The organism is Acutalibacter sp. 1XD8-33, assembly GCF_003612555.1.
Classification (GTDB): Bacteria; Bacillota; Clostridia; order Oscillospirales; family Acutalibacteraceae; genus Acutalibacter.
The window spans coordinates 25,110-38,910 of record NZ_RAZF01000001.1 but is presented as its reverse complement, the minus strand read 5'-3'; the positions used below and the strand labels follow the sequence as shown (position 1 = coordinate 38,910).

Sequence of the window (13,801 nt, the reverse complement as noted above, 5' to 3'; positions counted from 1 at the left end):
CATGCCAACGCTACAATATGACGGTGGTATTCACATCGCGGTATTTTCCTCCAGAAAAGCAAAGACCGGCAAAAACAAAGAGCTCCCCTGGTCAGAGTTCCTGGATTCGCTGCTGACCACGACCCGCACCAAAGAGAATTTGCGGGATTATTTCAAGATGGGCAAAGAGGAACAAGACGCCCTAAAAGATGTGGGGGGCTTTGTAGGGGGCTGGCTGAAGGAGGGCCGCCGCAAGGCAGACCACCTGGAACACCGCACCTTGCTCACCCTGGATGCCGACTTTGCCAAGCCCGGCCTGCTGGATGCGCTGGATTTGGTATACGGCTGCGCCGGAGCCGTATACCCCACCCATAAACACACCCCGGAAAGAAACCGGCTCCGGCTGGTCATACCCCTCTCCCGCCCCGTCGGAGCGGAAGAATACGAAGCTATGAGCCGAAAACTGGCCTACGACCTGGGAATAGAACAGTTTGACGACACCACGCACCAGCCGACGCGTATCATGTACTACCCCAGCACTGCAGCGGATGGCGTATTCGAACCGGCCTATATCGACAACCCCTGGCTTGACCCGGACGAAATCCTCAGACAATACCCTGACTGGCGGGATACCTCTTACTGGCCGGTATCCCCCTACGCCGGGGAAGCACGAAAGAGAGAAGCTAAAAAGCAGGGCGACCCCCGGATGAAGCCCGGGCTGGTGGGGGCGTTCTGCCGGTGCTATGACATCGATGCGGCCATAGAGAAGTACCTCTCGGAGGTGTACACTGAATGCGCCATGCAGGGCCGCTACACCTACGCAAAGGGCTCCACAGCGGCCGGCCTGGTGGTGTATGACGGTAGCCTGTTCGCCTACTCCAACCACGCCACAGACCCCGCCAGCGGCAAACTGTGCAATGCCTTTGACCTGGTGCGCGTCCACCTTTACGGCGAACAGGACGAGGATGCGGCACCTGACACCCCCATGAGCCGGAGGCCGTCATTTTTAGCAATGCAAGAGCTGGCCGCCAATGACATAGAGGTAAAGCGGCTCCTGAACCGGGAGCGGCAGGAGCGGGCCCAGGCGGACTTTGACACGCCGCTGGAGCCGGATGCCGATACAGACTGGCTCAGCAAGCTGGAGGTAGACCGCAAGGGCAATGTACTTAATACAATTGACAACGCCTACACCATCCTGCAGCACGACCCTATGCTCAAGGGCTGTGTGGCCTATAACGACCTGAAAGTGCGCCCAGTAGCCCTGCGGGACTTGCCCTGGCGCAAGGTGACGGACGGGGTAAACGGCAGCACCTGGACGGACGCCGACGACAGCGCCCTGCGGCGCTACCTGGAAAAATATTATAAGCTCTCCGGCAAGGAAAAGATCATGGATGGGATGATAACCGCCGCCAGAGATAACGCCATACACCCCATAAAGACCTACCTCGCGGGGCTGGAATGGGATAACACCCCACGCCTTGACACCCTGCTGGTGGACTTCCTGGGGGCCGAGGACACGCCATACACCCGAGCCGTTACCCGCAAGACCTTTGTGGCGGCGGTGGCCCGGGTGCTGGATCCCGGCTGCAAGTTTGACTATGTGCTCACCCTCTCCGGCCCCCAGGGCCGGGGCAAGAGCACTCTGGTGGCCGTCATGTCAAAGGGCTGGTACACCGACAGCGTGGCCGGGATCGGCACCAAAGAGGCGTATGAGGGGATACAAGGCTTCTGGCTCATAGAGTTGGGAGAGTTGGCCGCTCTGCGTAAAGTGGAGATCGAAGCCATCAAGAACTTCATCAGCAAGCGGATAGACAGCTTCAGGGCCGCCTACGGCCGCCGGGTGGAGGACCACCCCCGGCAGTGCGTGTTCATCGCCACCACCAACTCCACCAGCTTTCTCCGGGACGACACAGGCAACCGCCGCTTCTGGCCGGTTCGCCTGGATGCCCAGCCTCCGGTGAAAACTGTGTGGGACGACCTGACCCCGGACGTGGTAAATCAGCTCTGGGCGGAAGCCCTCTTTCGGTACCATGAGGGGGAGCCCCTGATGCTGCCCCATGAACTGGACAGCTATGCCGCCGAACAGCAGCGGGAGTTTACAGAGGACGACCCCCGGCGGGGGCTCATAGAGGACTACCTGGAAACCTTGCTCCCCGATGATTGGGCCAAAAAGGATAAAGCGCAGCGCCGGTCGTGGTTTACTGCCTGCGATGAATTGACCTCTGTAGGCCGTATCCAGCGGGAAACCATCAGCGCAATAGAGGTATGGAGTGAATGCTTAGGAAACGATGTAGCCAGGATGCCCCGGCAGGAACGCAATGAGATTATGGCCATATTGCGCCAGCTGGACGGATGGACAGAGGAAAAGGGGCGGCAAAAATGCGGCCCCTACGGCCTGCAGAACCGTTTTAGGCGGACGCCGCCTCTATATCAGAACGCAGAAAAAGCGGTATCAAAACCGCAATGAGAAGTGATACCGCTGGTATCACTGGTAACAGTAAGGTATCACTAAACTGCTACCGTGAAAACCCAATAGCCGCTAGGCTTCATGGCCTTTGGTATCACAAGTATCAGTTTTTAGTTAATAAGGCTAAAAATAAAGAGAATAAAGGGAAAGCGCACACGCACACACGCCTAATGCGCCTAATACACGCGCGTAAGGGAAAAATTGACGTTTTGATACCGCATTTTGATACCAACCGTGAAAAGGAGAAAGAATCATGGAAAAAACAGTAGAGCAATACCTACGCAAACAGGTGAAAAAGGCGGGGGGCCTTGCACTCAAGTTGGTGTGCCCCGGGTTCACTGGTGTGCCGGACCGCCTCATTCTCCTGCCGGGAGGTCAGATGTGCTTTGCAGAGACGAAGGATGCAGGAAAAACGCCACGGCCCCGGCAGAAGCGAGTGCATGAAAAGCTGAGAGAGCTGGGATTCTGGGTGTTCGTGCCAGACAGTAAAGCGGCGGTAGACAGCATGATGGCGTGTATCCGGGAGGGATACCTATGAGGTACATACCCCATGATTATCAGGCTTATTGTATCGACTTCCTTCTGGAACATCCAGCAGCGGGGCTTTTCCTGAAGCCTGGCATGGGAAAAACTTCTATCGCCCTGACTGCCGCCGACCATATTCTGTACGACAGCTTCGAGGTGTCAAAGGTATTGGTGATTGCACCCCTGCGAGTGGCGGAGGATACCTGGAGCCGGGAGAGCGCCAAGTGGGACCACCTGAAGCACCTCCGGGTGAGTAAGGTCCTGGGAGACGCAAAGAAGCGGCTGGCGGCTTTGGAGGCCGATGCAGACCTCTACTGCATCAACCGGGAAAACGTCTCCTGGCTGGTAAAGCACTATGGCCCACATTGGCCTTTTGACCTGGTGATTATTGATGAGCTGTCCAATTTCCGAAACCCTACCTCTAAGCGGTTTCGGGCCTTACGGAAAGTTAGACCGCTTATTAAGCATATCTGGGGCCTTACCGGCACCCCCAGGCCCCGCAGTCTCCTTGACCTCTGGGCGCAGGTGTACCTTCTGGACCGTGGAAAGCGGCTGGGGGAAACCTACGGCGGGTACAAAGACCGGTATTTCACTCCCGGTCGCCGCAACGGTTATGTGGTGTTTGATTGGGATCCCCGGCCAGGGGCAGAGGAAGAAATCACGGAGCGCATTTCTGACATCTGTGTCAGCCTGGAAACAGATGGCAACCTGGAGATGCCAGAGCTGGTGGTAACAAACCGGCCCGTCATTCTCTCCCACGCATCCAAAGCCCAGTATGAGCAGCTGGAGCGGGAGGCGGTTCTTCCCCTGGCCGATTGTACCATAGACGCGGCCAGTGCCGCAGCCGTCAACGGTAAACTCCTACAGCTTGCCGGCGGTGCGGTGTATGATGACGACCACAGGGCGCGTGAGATTCACTGCGAAAAGCTGGATGCCCTGGAAGATATCATAGCCGAGGCGAATGGAGAGCCAGTTCTGGTCGCCTATCGCTTCCAGCATGAGCGGGACCGCATCCTAGCCCGGTTCCCGCAAGCGGTACAGATGAAGGACAGCAGCACCATAGCCGCCTGGAACCGGGGAGAGATACCCATCCTGCTGGCGCATCCTGCCGGGGCAGGGCATGGCCTGAACCTGCAGGACGGAGGGCACATTATCGTCTGGTTTGGGCCCACTTATGATTTAGAACTTGACGAACAGTTCAATGACCGCCTCTATCGCCAGGGGCAAAGATCGACTACCAGCATCATCTACTTGGTAGCAGAGGGTACCGTGGAGGAAGAGGCCATGCAGTCCTTGAAAATCAAGGCCGATGAGCAGGCGTCCATGATGGAGGCCCTTAAGGCCCGGATTGAGAAATACACAGCGTGAAATTTCAGCAAAAAGGGGGAGCTTTCCAATGACTAAAGAACTTTTAGAGCAGTACCCGGATATCTGTCGGGAGCTGGAGGACGTAGAACGCAAGCTGCATCAGCCTGTAACGGATACCGTGTCCGGCAGTGGGTCAGAGTTCCCCTTTACACAGCATACGGTTTCCATACGCGGCATCCAGCCTGAACTACTGGCGGTTAAGGCCGGGTTACAAGCACAAAAAGAAGAAATAGAGGGATTTATAAGGGGGTTGCCTAACAGCAGGCTTCGTAGAATCGTGGATTATAGGGTGCTTCAGGGCATGAGCTGGGAACAAGTGGCCGCGAAAATAGGGCACCGGGTATCTGTGTACTCCGTCAAGCGCCATTATTACAAGCTCTTTGAAAATTTAAAATAAAGTCACTTTTCGCACCAAACGCACAAAGCGCACGATATAATAAATACTAGGGCCCGCAGATAGCAGGCTCATCCATGTGGTTGTCCTCCCACTAGCGCCCCGTGCAGCTTGGCATGGGGCGCTGTGTGTTACCCTTGGAGGCCCACCCGCAAAAGCGCACCCCTATATGGCGGGGCCGTGTATAGCCCCGAATTTCTGGGGGTACACAGGGCCTACATATGGGGGTTATTCTGTATACTCCCCATAGCAAGGGGCCAGCATGGCCCAGCTAACATGAGGGACAGCGCACTTACACACAGGCACCAGCCATAGGCCCAGGCCATGTGTCATAGCATAGCACACACAGCAAGCAAGACACATGAGAGGGCGCACAGCAGAGGGCTTGACAAGGCCGCTGACAGGCAGCACACACAGGGAGAGGCGCGTACACATGAGAGGCCCACAAGGGCCGCCAGAGCGCGTCTGTGAGGCCGCTATGGCCTCCCCATGAGTAGGTACTACCTGACCCAGGCACCCAATGCGGCCGCGTGACCCCGCGGATTTTGTGCATGAAAAGAATTTTGAAAACGCCACTTCGCTTCGTTTGCCCCTGATTTTCCCCCCAAAGGAGCCCAGCCATGAGAAAAGTGATAGCGATAGATTTTGACGGGTGCATATGCACCAACTCCTACCCCGGCATCGGCAAGCCCAACTGGAGGGTCATATCCGAGGCCCTGATAGCCCAGAGATCCGGCGCGGCTCTGATACTCTGGACCTGCCGGGAGGGGGAGCTGCTCCAGGCAGCGGTGGATGCATGCCGCAAGTGGGGCTTGCGGTTTGACGCCGTGAACGAGAGCCTGCCGGAATGGGTGAGCGCCTTCGGCACCGCCCCGCGCAAGGTGGGGGCAAGTGAATATTGGGACGACAAGGCCGGGAACAAGGCCCCCGCTCAGGACGACCTCAGCGGCTTTGTGATAGAGGATATCATCCGAGGGTACATAAACGAATTTGACGCCGCCCAGCCTCTCCCCGAGGAAGCCAGCAAGACCCGCAAGGAAGTTTTGCGGGCCCTGGAAAACCTCTCGGAGATATGGCGCAGGGGCGTCTAAAGGAGGAAACCATATGGAAATCACCCCCATGACCGCCGGGGCCGACATGAAGATGGAAGTCCGTCGGCTGGCTGACCTGGTCCCCGCGGACTACAACCCCCGAGAACCTTTGGCCCCCGGCGACCCGGAGTACGAGGCCCTGAAGAAAAGCATCCAGGAGAACACCTACGTGGAGCCCATCGTGGTGAACTTTGACGGCACCATCATCGGCGGGCATCAGCGCCGCCGGGTGATGATGGACCTGGGCTACACCGAGGCAAGTGTAGTCGTGGTGAACATCCAGGACAAGAACAAGGAGCGCATGGCCAACCTTGCCCTCAATAAGATTTCCGGGCGCTGGGACACTGAGAAGCTGAAGGAGATCCTGGTGGGCCTGGATCTGGACGGCTATGACTTCACCGCTGCGGGCTTCACCCGGAACGAGCTGGAGGACCTGATACAGTCCCTGGACATTCCCGATGAGGCCCAGGATGATGAATTCGACCCGGATGCTGCGGCGGCTGAGATCCAGACTCCCGTCACCAACCGGGGAGAGATCTGGCAGCTGGGCCGCCACCGTCTGCTGTGCGGCGACGCCACCGAGAGTGAGGACGTGGCCCTTCTCATGAACGGCGCCCAGCTGGACTTGCTGGTAACAGACCCGCCCTACAACGTGGACTACGGCGGCAAGGCCGTGTTCCTGAAAAATTACCTGGGCCAGACAGGCCCCAGGGCCACCAGCGAGATAAAGAACGACAAGATGACCTCCGCCGACTTTTACAAATTCCTTCGGGCGGCGTTCCGCTGCGCCTTTGACGTGATGAAGAAGGGCGCGGCTGCCTACATCTTCCATGCGGAAAGCACCGGCACCAAGTTCCGGGAGGCGTTCAGCGATTCGGGCTTTAAGCTGGCGCAATGCCTTATCTGGGAAAAGTCCAGCTTTGTCCTCGGCCGGCAGGATTATCAATGGCGGCACGAGCCTATTCTGTACGGCTGGAAGGAAGGGGCGGGCCATTACTTTATCAATGACCGCTCCCAGGATACCATCCTTCTGGAGGATGAGCCGAACTTTAAGAAAATGAGCAAGCAGGAACTGCTGACCTTTGTGGAGGGCTACGTCAAGCAGTACAAAGACCTGACCACCGTCCTCTACGAAAAACGGCCCAGCCGGAACGATATGCACCCCACCATGAAGCCGGTCTCCCTGGTTGGCAGGCTGGTGAACAATTCCAGCAAGCCGGAGTGGTGTGTAGGTGATTTCTTTGCCGGCAGCGGATCCACGCTCATGGCCTGTGAGCAGCTGGGCCGCACGGCCTACCTCATGGAACTGGATGAGCGCAACTGTGATGTCATCGTTCGGCGCTGGGAGGAATACACCGGGGAGAAAGCGGTGAGGTTATGAGCAGGGGACGGCAAAAAACCAACCGGCGCAATCTTGCGCTCGATACCCTGGAATTGATTTTGGAAGGAGTTGAACTCATCGTGAGTGCAAATGGCGAAATAACCGGCGGCTCCATGTATCCCACCCGCGTCATTGCAAAGCTGTTCGGTGTGGGGGAGCGGCACATCCAGCAACTGACAAAGGACGGTGTGCTCCCGGCCACAGAAACCTCCAACGGCCGGCAGTATGACTTGGTGCCCACCATCCAGGCGTACATCCGCTACCTGCGGGACGCCGCCCACGGCAAGACCGGCTCCGAGAGGGAGCAGGAGCTGAAGCAGCAGAAGCTGGAGGCCGACCTGGCCCTCAAGGGTACCCAAAATGAACTGCACCGCCTAAAGCTGGACATAGCTGCGGGAAAATACATCCCCGTGGAGGAAGCGACCCTGGACTACGCCCGGTTCTTCGTGGCTTTTAAGAAGTTTGCGCTGTCTTTGCCGGGGCGGCTGATCAGCCGGATCGGCGGGGCGGTGGAGCCCACAGAGGCCCGGCGCATTGAAAAGGAGATGCAGGGGGGCGTGACTCAGCTGCTCCGGGCCTTTGTGGTGGCGGGTGTGGATGAGAGCCAGATCAAAGGGACTGGTGCAAAATGAAACGCTCCCCTCGGATACGCAAGTACCCGGTGACAGATTACCAGCGCAAGGCCCTGGAAAGCCTCATGCCCCCGGAGGACTTAACTGTATCTGAATGGGCCGAGAAGTATCGTATGCTGGACAGCAAGACCAGCGCCCTCCCCGGCCCCTGGCGCAATGAGATGACACCGTATCTGGTGGGCATCATGGACGCGCTGCTGGACTACGAAACAGAGGAAATTGTGCTGTGCAAGTCAGCCCAGCTGGGCGGCACAGAGGCGATCCTCAATGCCCTGGGCTACATCATCCAGCAGGACCCGTCCCCCACAATGGTAGTGTATCCATCTGACGTGTTGGCAGAGAGCATCTCCAAAAACCGTATCGTGCCGATGGTGCTGGCCTCGCCATCCTTGCGGGAGCGGTACCAGGCGTTGGAGAGCAAAAAGCTGGAGCTTCAGTTTGACGGGATGTACCTGAGCCTGGTGGGCTCCAACTCTCCCTCGAACCTGGCCAGCAAGGCTATCCGTTTTCTTTTCCTGGATGAGGTGGACAAGTACCCCGGCGCCAGCGCCAAAGAGGCGGACCCTATCGCCCTGGCACGGGAGCGCACCAAGACCTTCCAGAACCGCAAGATATTTATCACCAGTACCCCTACCATCACCACCGGGCACGTCTGGAAAGCCCTGCAGAACTGTGACATCGAGAAACACTACTTTGTCCCCTGCCCCCATTGTGGGAAGATGATAGAGTTCAAGTGGGCAAACCTCAAGTTCCCCAATGATGAGGGCATGTCTTATGTTGACCGGGCGGAGCTGGCGGTGTACGCCTGCCCGGAGTGCGGCGGGGTTATCACAGACCAGCACAAGGGGCAGATGCTGAGGCTCGGGGAGTGGCGGGTGGTCAAACAGAACAGCCCCCACGGAAAGCGGGTGGGCTTCTGGATCAACACCTTTTACTCTCCCTTTGTGCGGTTCGCGGATATCGCCAAAGAATACTTCAAGAGCCGACACGACCCGGAATCCCATCAGAACTTCATCAATTCCTGGATGGCAGAGCCCTGGGAGGACACAGCCCTCAAGACTGACGCCGACCTGGTACTGGAGCGACAGACCCATGTGCCGGAGCTGGTGGTTCCCTCCTGGGCCAAGCTGCTTACTGCCGGGGTAGACGTGCAAAAGACCTGTGTGTATTGGACCATCCGGGCCTGGGGCAGCTACATCACCTCTCAGAACATCGCCCACGGCCAGGCGCTGAGCCTTGCGGATGTGGAGCATGTCATGAATCTGCAGTACCAGCGAGAGGACGGCGGCGCGCCGATGGTGGTGAACCTCTGCCTCATCGACAGCGGTTATGATACTGATATGGTGTATGACTTCTGCTCGGAAAATTCTGAGTGGGCACTGCCCAGCAAGGGGGCCAGCGGGGCCATGAACGACCACTACCGTATTACTCAGGTGAACCGGCCCACCAGCCGGGCCCACGGTATGCAGATGGTACTGGTGAATACCGGGCTATACAAGGATATGATAGCGGGCCGGATGCACAAGAAAAACGCGGACAAAGGGAGCTGGATGGTGTATCAGGGCTGCGACCGGGAATATGCTGAACAGGTGACCGCCGAACACAAGGTGAATGTGCGTTCCGGGAAAAAGAACGTGCTGACATGGGTGCAGAAAAACTCCCACGGCGACAACCACTATCTGGACTGCGAGGTGTATGCCGCCGCGGCGGCTGATATTTTGGACGTTCGGAAACTGTATCTGGAGGATATCGCCCAGCCCCCGGTGCCGCCTGAACCCGCGCCCGCGCCGGAGGAAGAATGGATCAAGACCCACGAGAACTGGATATAGGGAGGAATGCCATATGAACGGAAGCCTGGAAATTCATGTAAATTTGACCGGGAGATCGCAATTAGAACACATCTGTGAATTTATCGACCGCTTACTGGAGAAATATCCTCAAGCAAAAATTATTGTCGACTTGGCTCCGGGAAGTTCGGGGAGGAATTCACATGTCTGAGAATAACGAGGGCACCGCTATCAACCTGGAAACCTTCCCCAACCGGGAACTGCTGGCCCATGTTGACGCCGCCATCCAAAACATCCTGGTGGGTGGGCAGAGCTACAAGCTGGGGAGCCGGAGCCTGACCCGCGCCGACCTGGGGCTTCTGCGACAGATGCGCAATGAACTGCTGGCTCAGGAAAACGCTGGAGATGGAAGCCTGCTGCCGGGAACGGTGGCGGCATTTTTTGAGGGGAGGTGATTTACATGAATATAATCGACAGAGTGGTGGGCTGGGTGAGCCCCCAGCGGGGCTTTACCCGGCTGGCCTGGCGGGACGCCCTGCGCAACTACGATGCCGGGGACGATTCCCGGCTCAACGCAAACTGGCGGGCCATCAATGCCAGCGCGGAACAGACCGACCGCTACAGCCGGGACACGGTGCGCGCCCGGGCCCGGGACCTGGAGCGCAACTCGGATATGCTCAATGGAGTGATGGGGGCCTTCGTCCGCAATGTGGTGGGCGGGGGCTTTACTCTTCAGGCGGAAACCGGGGACACGGGCCTCAATCAGCAGATCGAAAAGCTGTGGGCTCAGTGGTGCAAAAAGCGCAACTGCGACGTCACCGGCACACAGAGCTTCAGCCAGATGCTGCGCATGGCCATCCGCCGAAAAAAGGTGGACGGCGGTATGCTATTCGTCAAGCGGTACACCGGGGACGGCCTGCTGCCGTTCAAGCTCCAGGCTATGGAGGTGGACGAGCTGGACGGCAGCGCCATTGTGGCAAAGCACAAGGGCAACCGTGTGTGCGGGGGCATCGAGTACACCCCCTACAATAAGCCGGTGGGGTACTGGTTCCGGCAGTACTCCATTGACGGTATTACCGCCCCGGAGCCGGTGTATGTGGAGGCAAAGGACGTGATCTTCTACTTCAGCAAGCGCCGGCCCTCCCAGCTCCGGGAGATGAGCGACATGAGCCAGACCCTCCCCCGCATCCGGGACGCCAATGAGTTCATGGTGGCGGAGGACACCAAGCAGCGCATCCAGGCGTGTGTGGCGCTGTTCATCAAGAGGCTGAACCCCACCGGCTTGGGCCGCGCCGCGGGAGGGCAGACGGGAAAGACTTACTCCCGGGCCATGTTCACCCCCGGCATGGTCAGTGAGCTGAACGTGGGGGATGAGGTGGACATGATCAACCCCCAGGGGCAGGCCACGGACGCCGCCACTTATATCAAGCTGCTCCAGAGGCTGGTGTCCTCCGGCCAGGGGCTGAGTTATGAGGCCGTGGCCCGTGACATGAGCGGCAGCACCTACAGCTCCACCCGGCAGAATCTTATTGAGGACGGCATGACCTATGCTGACGAGGTAGAACTGCTGGTGGAGGTCATTGATGAGATATATGAAACCTTTGTCATTTCGGCCATGTTGGCGGGAAAAATCTCTGCTCCCGACTTCTGGAACCAGAAAGAGGTGTACTTTGCCCATAAATGGGTAAAGCCGCCCAAACCCTGGATCGATCCGGCAAAAGAGGCCACGGCGGTGATGACCGCGCTGAAAACCGGCCAGAAAACCTTTAAGCAGGTGGCGGCTGAGAACGGCGCTGACTGGCGGGATCAGATAGACGATATCGCGGAGGTTTTACAATACGCCCAGGACGAACACGGCCTGGATTTGGGAGGGATGATTTTTGGACAGGCAATACAGGCAGGCTCCGGCGGCGAGGATGATACTGACCCCGACAAAGAGGACGGCGACGGAGATGAGCCAGATAAGGACGATGCTGCCGGGAATGACGATACCGATGACAAGGGCAGCGGAGACGGAGAATAATTTCCACCGGGACATGACGGTATCGGCCATCCGGGCGGAGGAAGGAGAGGGGCGCAAGGTCACCCTCTCCTTTTCCAGTGAGGAGCCCTATGATCGCATCTTCGGCCCGGAGATTCTGGACCACTCCGAGGGGGCGGTGGACCTCTCCCGGCTCAACTCCATCGGGTGTGTGCTCTACAACCACAACCGGGATAAGGTGATTGGCAAAATCACCCGCGCCTGGGTGGAAAACGGCCGGGGGCAGGCTGAGGTGGAGTTTGATGATGACGCTGAATCCGACACCATATACCGCAAGGTGAAATCCGGCTCCCTCAAGGGTGTATCCGTGGGCTATATGGTCAACATGAGGGAAGCGGAGGACGTCCGGGCCGGAAAGAAGTCCAAGGATGGCCGATTTTCCGGCCCATGCCGCGTGATGAAAAAGTGGCAGCCCTATGAGATCAGCATAGTAAGCATTCCCGCCGATTCCACTGTTGGTGTGGGCCGGGAATGGGACGGCCCGGAGTTTTCCCCATTGGGGGAAACTCCGCAACTTGCCCGCAGGGCAACGTTGACCGCTGGCGCTCCCCTTTCGGTGTATGAGCGGCAGTTACAAATAAACAAAAATATCATTGGAGGTATGTGAAATGGGCAGAAAAGCAATTCGGGCGGCGAAGCTGCTGCGCCAGCAGGAGCTTGTAAATGCTGCAAAGGACGCAAACCGCGACCTTACCGCAACGGAACAAGCAGAGTTCGATTCTCTCCAGAGAGAGATCGACGACCTGACCCGTGAAATCGAGGCAGAGGAAAAGGAGCCGGACGGCGAACCTGTTCCCCCGGAGAACACCCGGCAGCTGGTGGATGAGGCTCTGCAGGCTGAACGCCAGCGCAGCGCGGAAATCACCACCCTGTGCCGGGAGTTCGGTATGGAGCCGGACAAATTCATCACCGAGGGCAAGACCCTGGATGAAACCCGCGCCGCCGTGCTGGAGCACCTGAAGAAGAACGGCGCGCCTCTGGGCAGTAGAATCACTGTGGGTGAGAGCGGCGAGGATGAGTTCCGCCGGGATGCGGCTGACGGCCTGGTCATGCGGGGCGGGTATACCCCCGAGGGCGCCGGGGACGGTGCGCGGCAGTTTGCCGCTATGAGTTTTCGTGACCTGGCCATTGAGTGCCTGGAGCGGGCCGGCGAGGCCGGGGCCCGGCGTATGAGTTCGGATGAGCTGTTCACAGCCATCATGCAGCGCCAGTACCTGACCCCCACGGCGGCGTTCCCGGCTATTCTCGATAACGCCATCGAAAAGGCGTATGTGGCCGGACACAAGCAGGTGCCTGTCACCTTTGACAAGTGGACGAAGAAGGGCACTCTGCCAGACTTCAAGACCCACGACAACAACTACCTGGCCGGGCCTATCGGCGACTTTGTGGAGGTACCCGAGGGCGGCGAGCTGAAACATGACAAGCCGGTGGACGCCAAGCTGCCCACCCGTAAGCTCAAAACCTACGGCAAGCAGTTCACCCTTACCCGCCAGGCGTTCATCAATGACGATATCGGGCTGGTGACTTCCATCCCCGCCCGCCACGCCGCCGCGGCCCGGCGCACCATCAACCGCCAGTGCTACGAGATCCTCATGAAGAATCCCAAAATCTACGATGACAAGGTGCTGTTCAGCGCGGACCACAAGAACCTGCTCAAAACCGGCACCGGCATCACCAAAGAGGCTGTGCAGGCCATGATTATGGCCATCTCCACCCAGAAAGACCAGTTCGAACAGGCCATCACCATCCGACCCGCCATGCTGGTGCTGCCGGTGGGTATGGGCTTCGACCTGTTCACCCTGTTCAACTCCCCCACCATCCAGACCACGGACAACACCCAGGCGGTGAACCCTCTGTACCGCTACGGCCTGGAGCAGGTGGAGGACCCGGAGATCAACCGGCTGGCTGGGGCTGGCGCGGCCCCCTGGTTCCTGCTGGGCGCTACTGAGGACACCGCCTTTATCGAGGTGGACTACCTCAACGGCCAGGAGATCCCCAGCATCCGCCGCATGGAAACCGCCGGCCAGCTGGGCTTTGTGTGGGATATTTATCTGGATTGGGGTATCCAGGTTATGGACTTCCGGGGCGCGGTGAAGAATCCCGGTATTAAAATTGAGAACTCGCTTCTGGCGTAAA

Annotated in this window: 14 protein-coding genes; 13 read left to right on the top strand and 1 reads right to left on the bottom strand. The window is 58.4% G+C overall.

Annotation, left to right across the window (positions count from 1 at the left end; translation table 11 throughout):
* Position 1: 1 nt before the first annotated feature.
* The 4 genes from D7X94_RS00230 to D7X94_RS00210 all read left to right on the top strand — a co-directional run bounded on the left by D7X94_RS00230 (position 2) and on the right by D7X94_RS00210 (position 4,736).
* Positions 2–2,446 (top strand): virulence-associated E family protein, encoded by a 2,445-nt coding sequence (locus D7X94_RS00230; RefSeq protein ID WP_120425683.1) that lies wholly within the window; start codon positions 2–4, stop codon positions 2,444–2,446.
* A gap of 253 nt (positions 2,447–2,699) precedes the next feature.
* A complete protein-coding gene (locus tag D7X94_RS00220; protein ID WP_120425681.1) occupies positions 2,700–2,984 on the top strand; it encodes a VRR-NUC domain-containing protein in 285 nt (94 codons plus the stop codon).
* The gene (locus D7X94_RS00215) at positions 2,981–4,339 is read left to right on the top strand and encodes an SNF2-related protein (protein ID WP_120425680.1); all 1,359 of its coding nucleotides are present in this window, start codon (positions 2,981–2,983) and stop codon (positions 4,337–4,339) included. Before D7X94_RS00220 ends, D7X94_RS00215 begins: the two co-directional genes overlap by 4 nt.
* A 28-nt stretch (positions 4,340–4,367) precedes the next feature.
* Entirely contained in the window at positions 4,368–4,736 is a 369-nt protein-coding gene (locus D7X94_RS00210) for a sigma-70 family RNA polymerase sigma factor (RefSeq protein ID WP_120425679.1), read from the top strand.
* A 225-nt stretch (positions 4,737–4,961) separates the two neighbouring features.
* On the opposite strand, the gene D7X94_RS18065 is transcribed toward D7X94_RS00210, so the two are convergent.
* Positions 4,962–5,168, bottom strand: coding sequence for a hypothetical protein (locus D7X94_RS18065; RefSeq protein ID WP_147401625.1), 207 nt, complete (start codon positions 5,166–5,168; stop codon positions 4,962–4,964).
* A 185-nt stretch (positions 5,169–5,353) separates the two neighbouring features.
* Between D7X94_RS18065 and D7X94_RS18905 the strand changes: the two genes are divergently transcribed.
* The 9 genes from D7X94_RS18905 (at position 5,354) to D7X94_RS00170 (ending at position 13,800) form a co-directional block, all read left to right on the top strand.
* Entirely contained in the window at positions 5,354–5,824 is a 471-nt protein-coding gene (locus D7X94_RS18905) for a hypothetical protein (RefSeq protein WP_243111049.1), read from the top strand.
* A gap of 13 nt (positions 5,825–5,837) precedes the next feature.
* Positions 5,838–7,205, top strand: coding sequence for a site-specific DNA-methyltransferase (locus D7X94_RS00200; protein ID WP_243111047.1), 1,368 nt, complete (start codon positions 5,838–5,840; stop codon positions 7,203–7,205).
* An 80-nt stretch (positions 7,206–7,285) separates the two neighbouring features.
* Positions 7,286–7,837, top strand: a complete 552-nt coding sequence (locus tag D7X94_RS00195) for a hypothetical protein (protein WP_243111045.1) — start codon at positions 7,286–7,288, stop codon at positions 7,835–7,837.
* Positions 7,834–9,666 (top strand): phage terminase large subunit family protein, encoded by a 1,833-nt coding sequence (locus D7X94_RS00190; RefSeq protein WP_120425678.1) that lies wholly within the window; start codon positions 7,834–7,836, stop codon positions 9,664–9,666. The genes D7X94_RS00195 and D7X94_RS00190 overlap by 4 nt, the downstream gene beginning before the upstream one ends.
* 13 nt (positions 9,667–9,679) lie before the next feature.
* Complete coding sequence (locus tag D7X94_RS18260) at positions 9,680–9,835, top strand: hypothetical protein (RefSeq protein WP_158590828.1); 156 nt, start codon at positions 9,680–9,682, stop codon at positions 9,833–9,835.
* The gene (locus D7X94_RS00185; RefSeq protein ID WP_120425677.1) at positions 9,828–10,079 is read left to right on the top strand and encodes a peptidylprolyl isomerase; all 252 of its coding nucleotides are present in this window, start codon (positions 9,828–9,830) and stop codon (positions 10,077–10,079) included. Before D7X94_RS18260 ends, D7X94_RS00185 begins: the two co-directional genes overlap by 8 nt.
* 5 nt (positions 10,080–10,084) lie before the next feature.
* Positions 10,085–11,647: a phage portal protein gene (locus D7X94_RS00180; protein WP_120425676.1), complete on the top strand. Its 1,563-nt coding sequence runs from the start codon at positions 10,085–10,087 to the stop codon at positions 11,645–11,647.
* Positions 11,577–12,272 carry an HK97 family phage prohead protease gene (locus D7X94_RS00175; RefSeq protein ID WP_243111044.1) on the top strand — a complete coding sequence of 232 codons (696 nt, stop codon included), beginning with the start codon at positions 11,577–11,579 and terminating at the stop codon, positions 12,270–12,272. Before D7X94_RS00180 ends, D7X94_RS00175 begins: the two co-directional genes overlap by 71 nt.
* A 1-nt stretch (position 12,273) precedes the next feature.
* The gene (locus D7X94_RS00170; protein WP_120425674.1) at positions 12,274–13,800 is read left to right on the top strand and encodes a phage major capsid protein; all 1,527 of its coding nucleotides are present in this window, start codon (positions 12,274–12,276) and stop codon (positions 13,798–13,800) included.
* Position 13,801: the final 1 nt, after the last annotated feature.

Coding starts and splice junctions, on each gene's coding strand:
- D7X94_RS00230 (WP_120425683.1), top strand. CDS start 2: ATGCCAACGCTACAATATGACGGTGGTATTCACATCGCGGTATTTTCC.
- D7X94_RS00220 (WP_120425681.1), top strand. CDS start 2,700: ATGGAAAAAACAGTAGAGCAATACCTACGCAAACAGGTGAAAAAGGCG.
- D7X94_RS00215 (WP_120425680.1), top strand. CDS start 2,981: ATGAGGTACATACCCCATGATTATCAGGCTTATTGTATCGACTTCCTT.
- D7X94_RS00210 (WP_120425679.1), top strand. CDS start 4,368: ATGACTAAAGAACTTTTAGAGCAGTACCCGGATATCTGTCGGGAGCTG.
- D7X94_RS18065 (WP_147401625.1), bottom strand. CDS start 5,168: ATGTGTACGCGCCTCTCCCTGTGTGTGCTGCCTGTCAGCGGCCTTGTC.
- D7X94_RS18905 (WP_243111049.1), top strand. CDS start 5,354: ATGAGAAAAGTGATAGCGATAGATTTTGACGGGTGCATATGCACCAAC.
- D7X94_RS00200 (WP_243111047.1), top strand. CDS start 5,838: ATGGAAATCACCCCCATGACCGCCGGGGCCGACATGAAGATGGAAGTC.
- D7X94_RS00190 (WP_120425678.1), top strand. CDS start 7,834: ATGAAACGCTCCCCTCGGATACGCAAGTACCCGGTGACAGATTACCAG.
- D7X94_RS18260 (WP_158590828.1), top strand. CDS start 9,680: ATGAACGGAAGCCTGGAAATTCATGTAAATTTGACCGGGAGATCGCAA.
- D7X94_RS00185 (WP_120425677.1), top strand. CDS start 9,828: ATGTCTGAGAATAACGAGGGCACCGCTATCAACCTGGAAACCTTCCCC.
- D7X94_RS00180 (WP_120425676.1), top strand. CDS start 10,085: ATGAATATAATCGACAGAGTGGTGGGCTGGGTGAGCCCCCAGCGGGGC.
- D7X94_RS00175 (WP_243111044.1), top strand. CDS start 11,577: ATGAGCCAGATAAGGACGATGCTGCCGGGAATGACGATACCGATGACA.
- D7X94_RS00170 (WP_120425674.1), top strand. CDS start 12,274: ATGGGCAGAAAAGCAATTCGGGCGGCGAAGCTGCTGCGCCAGCAGGAG.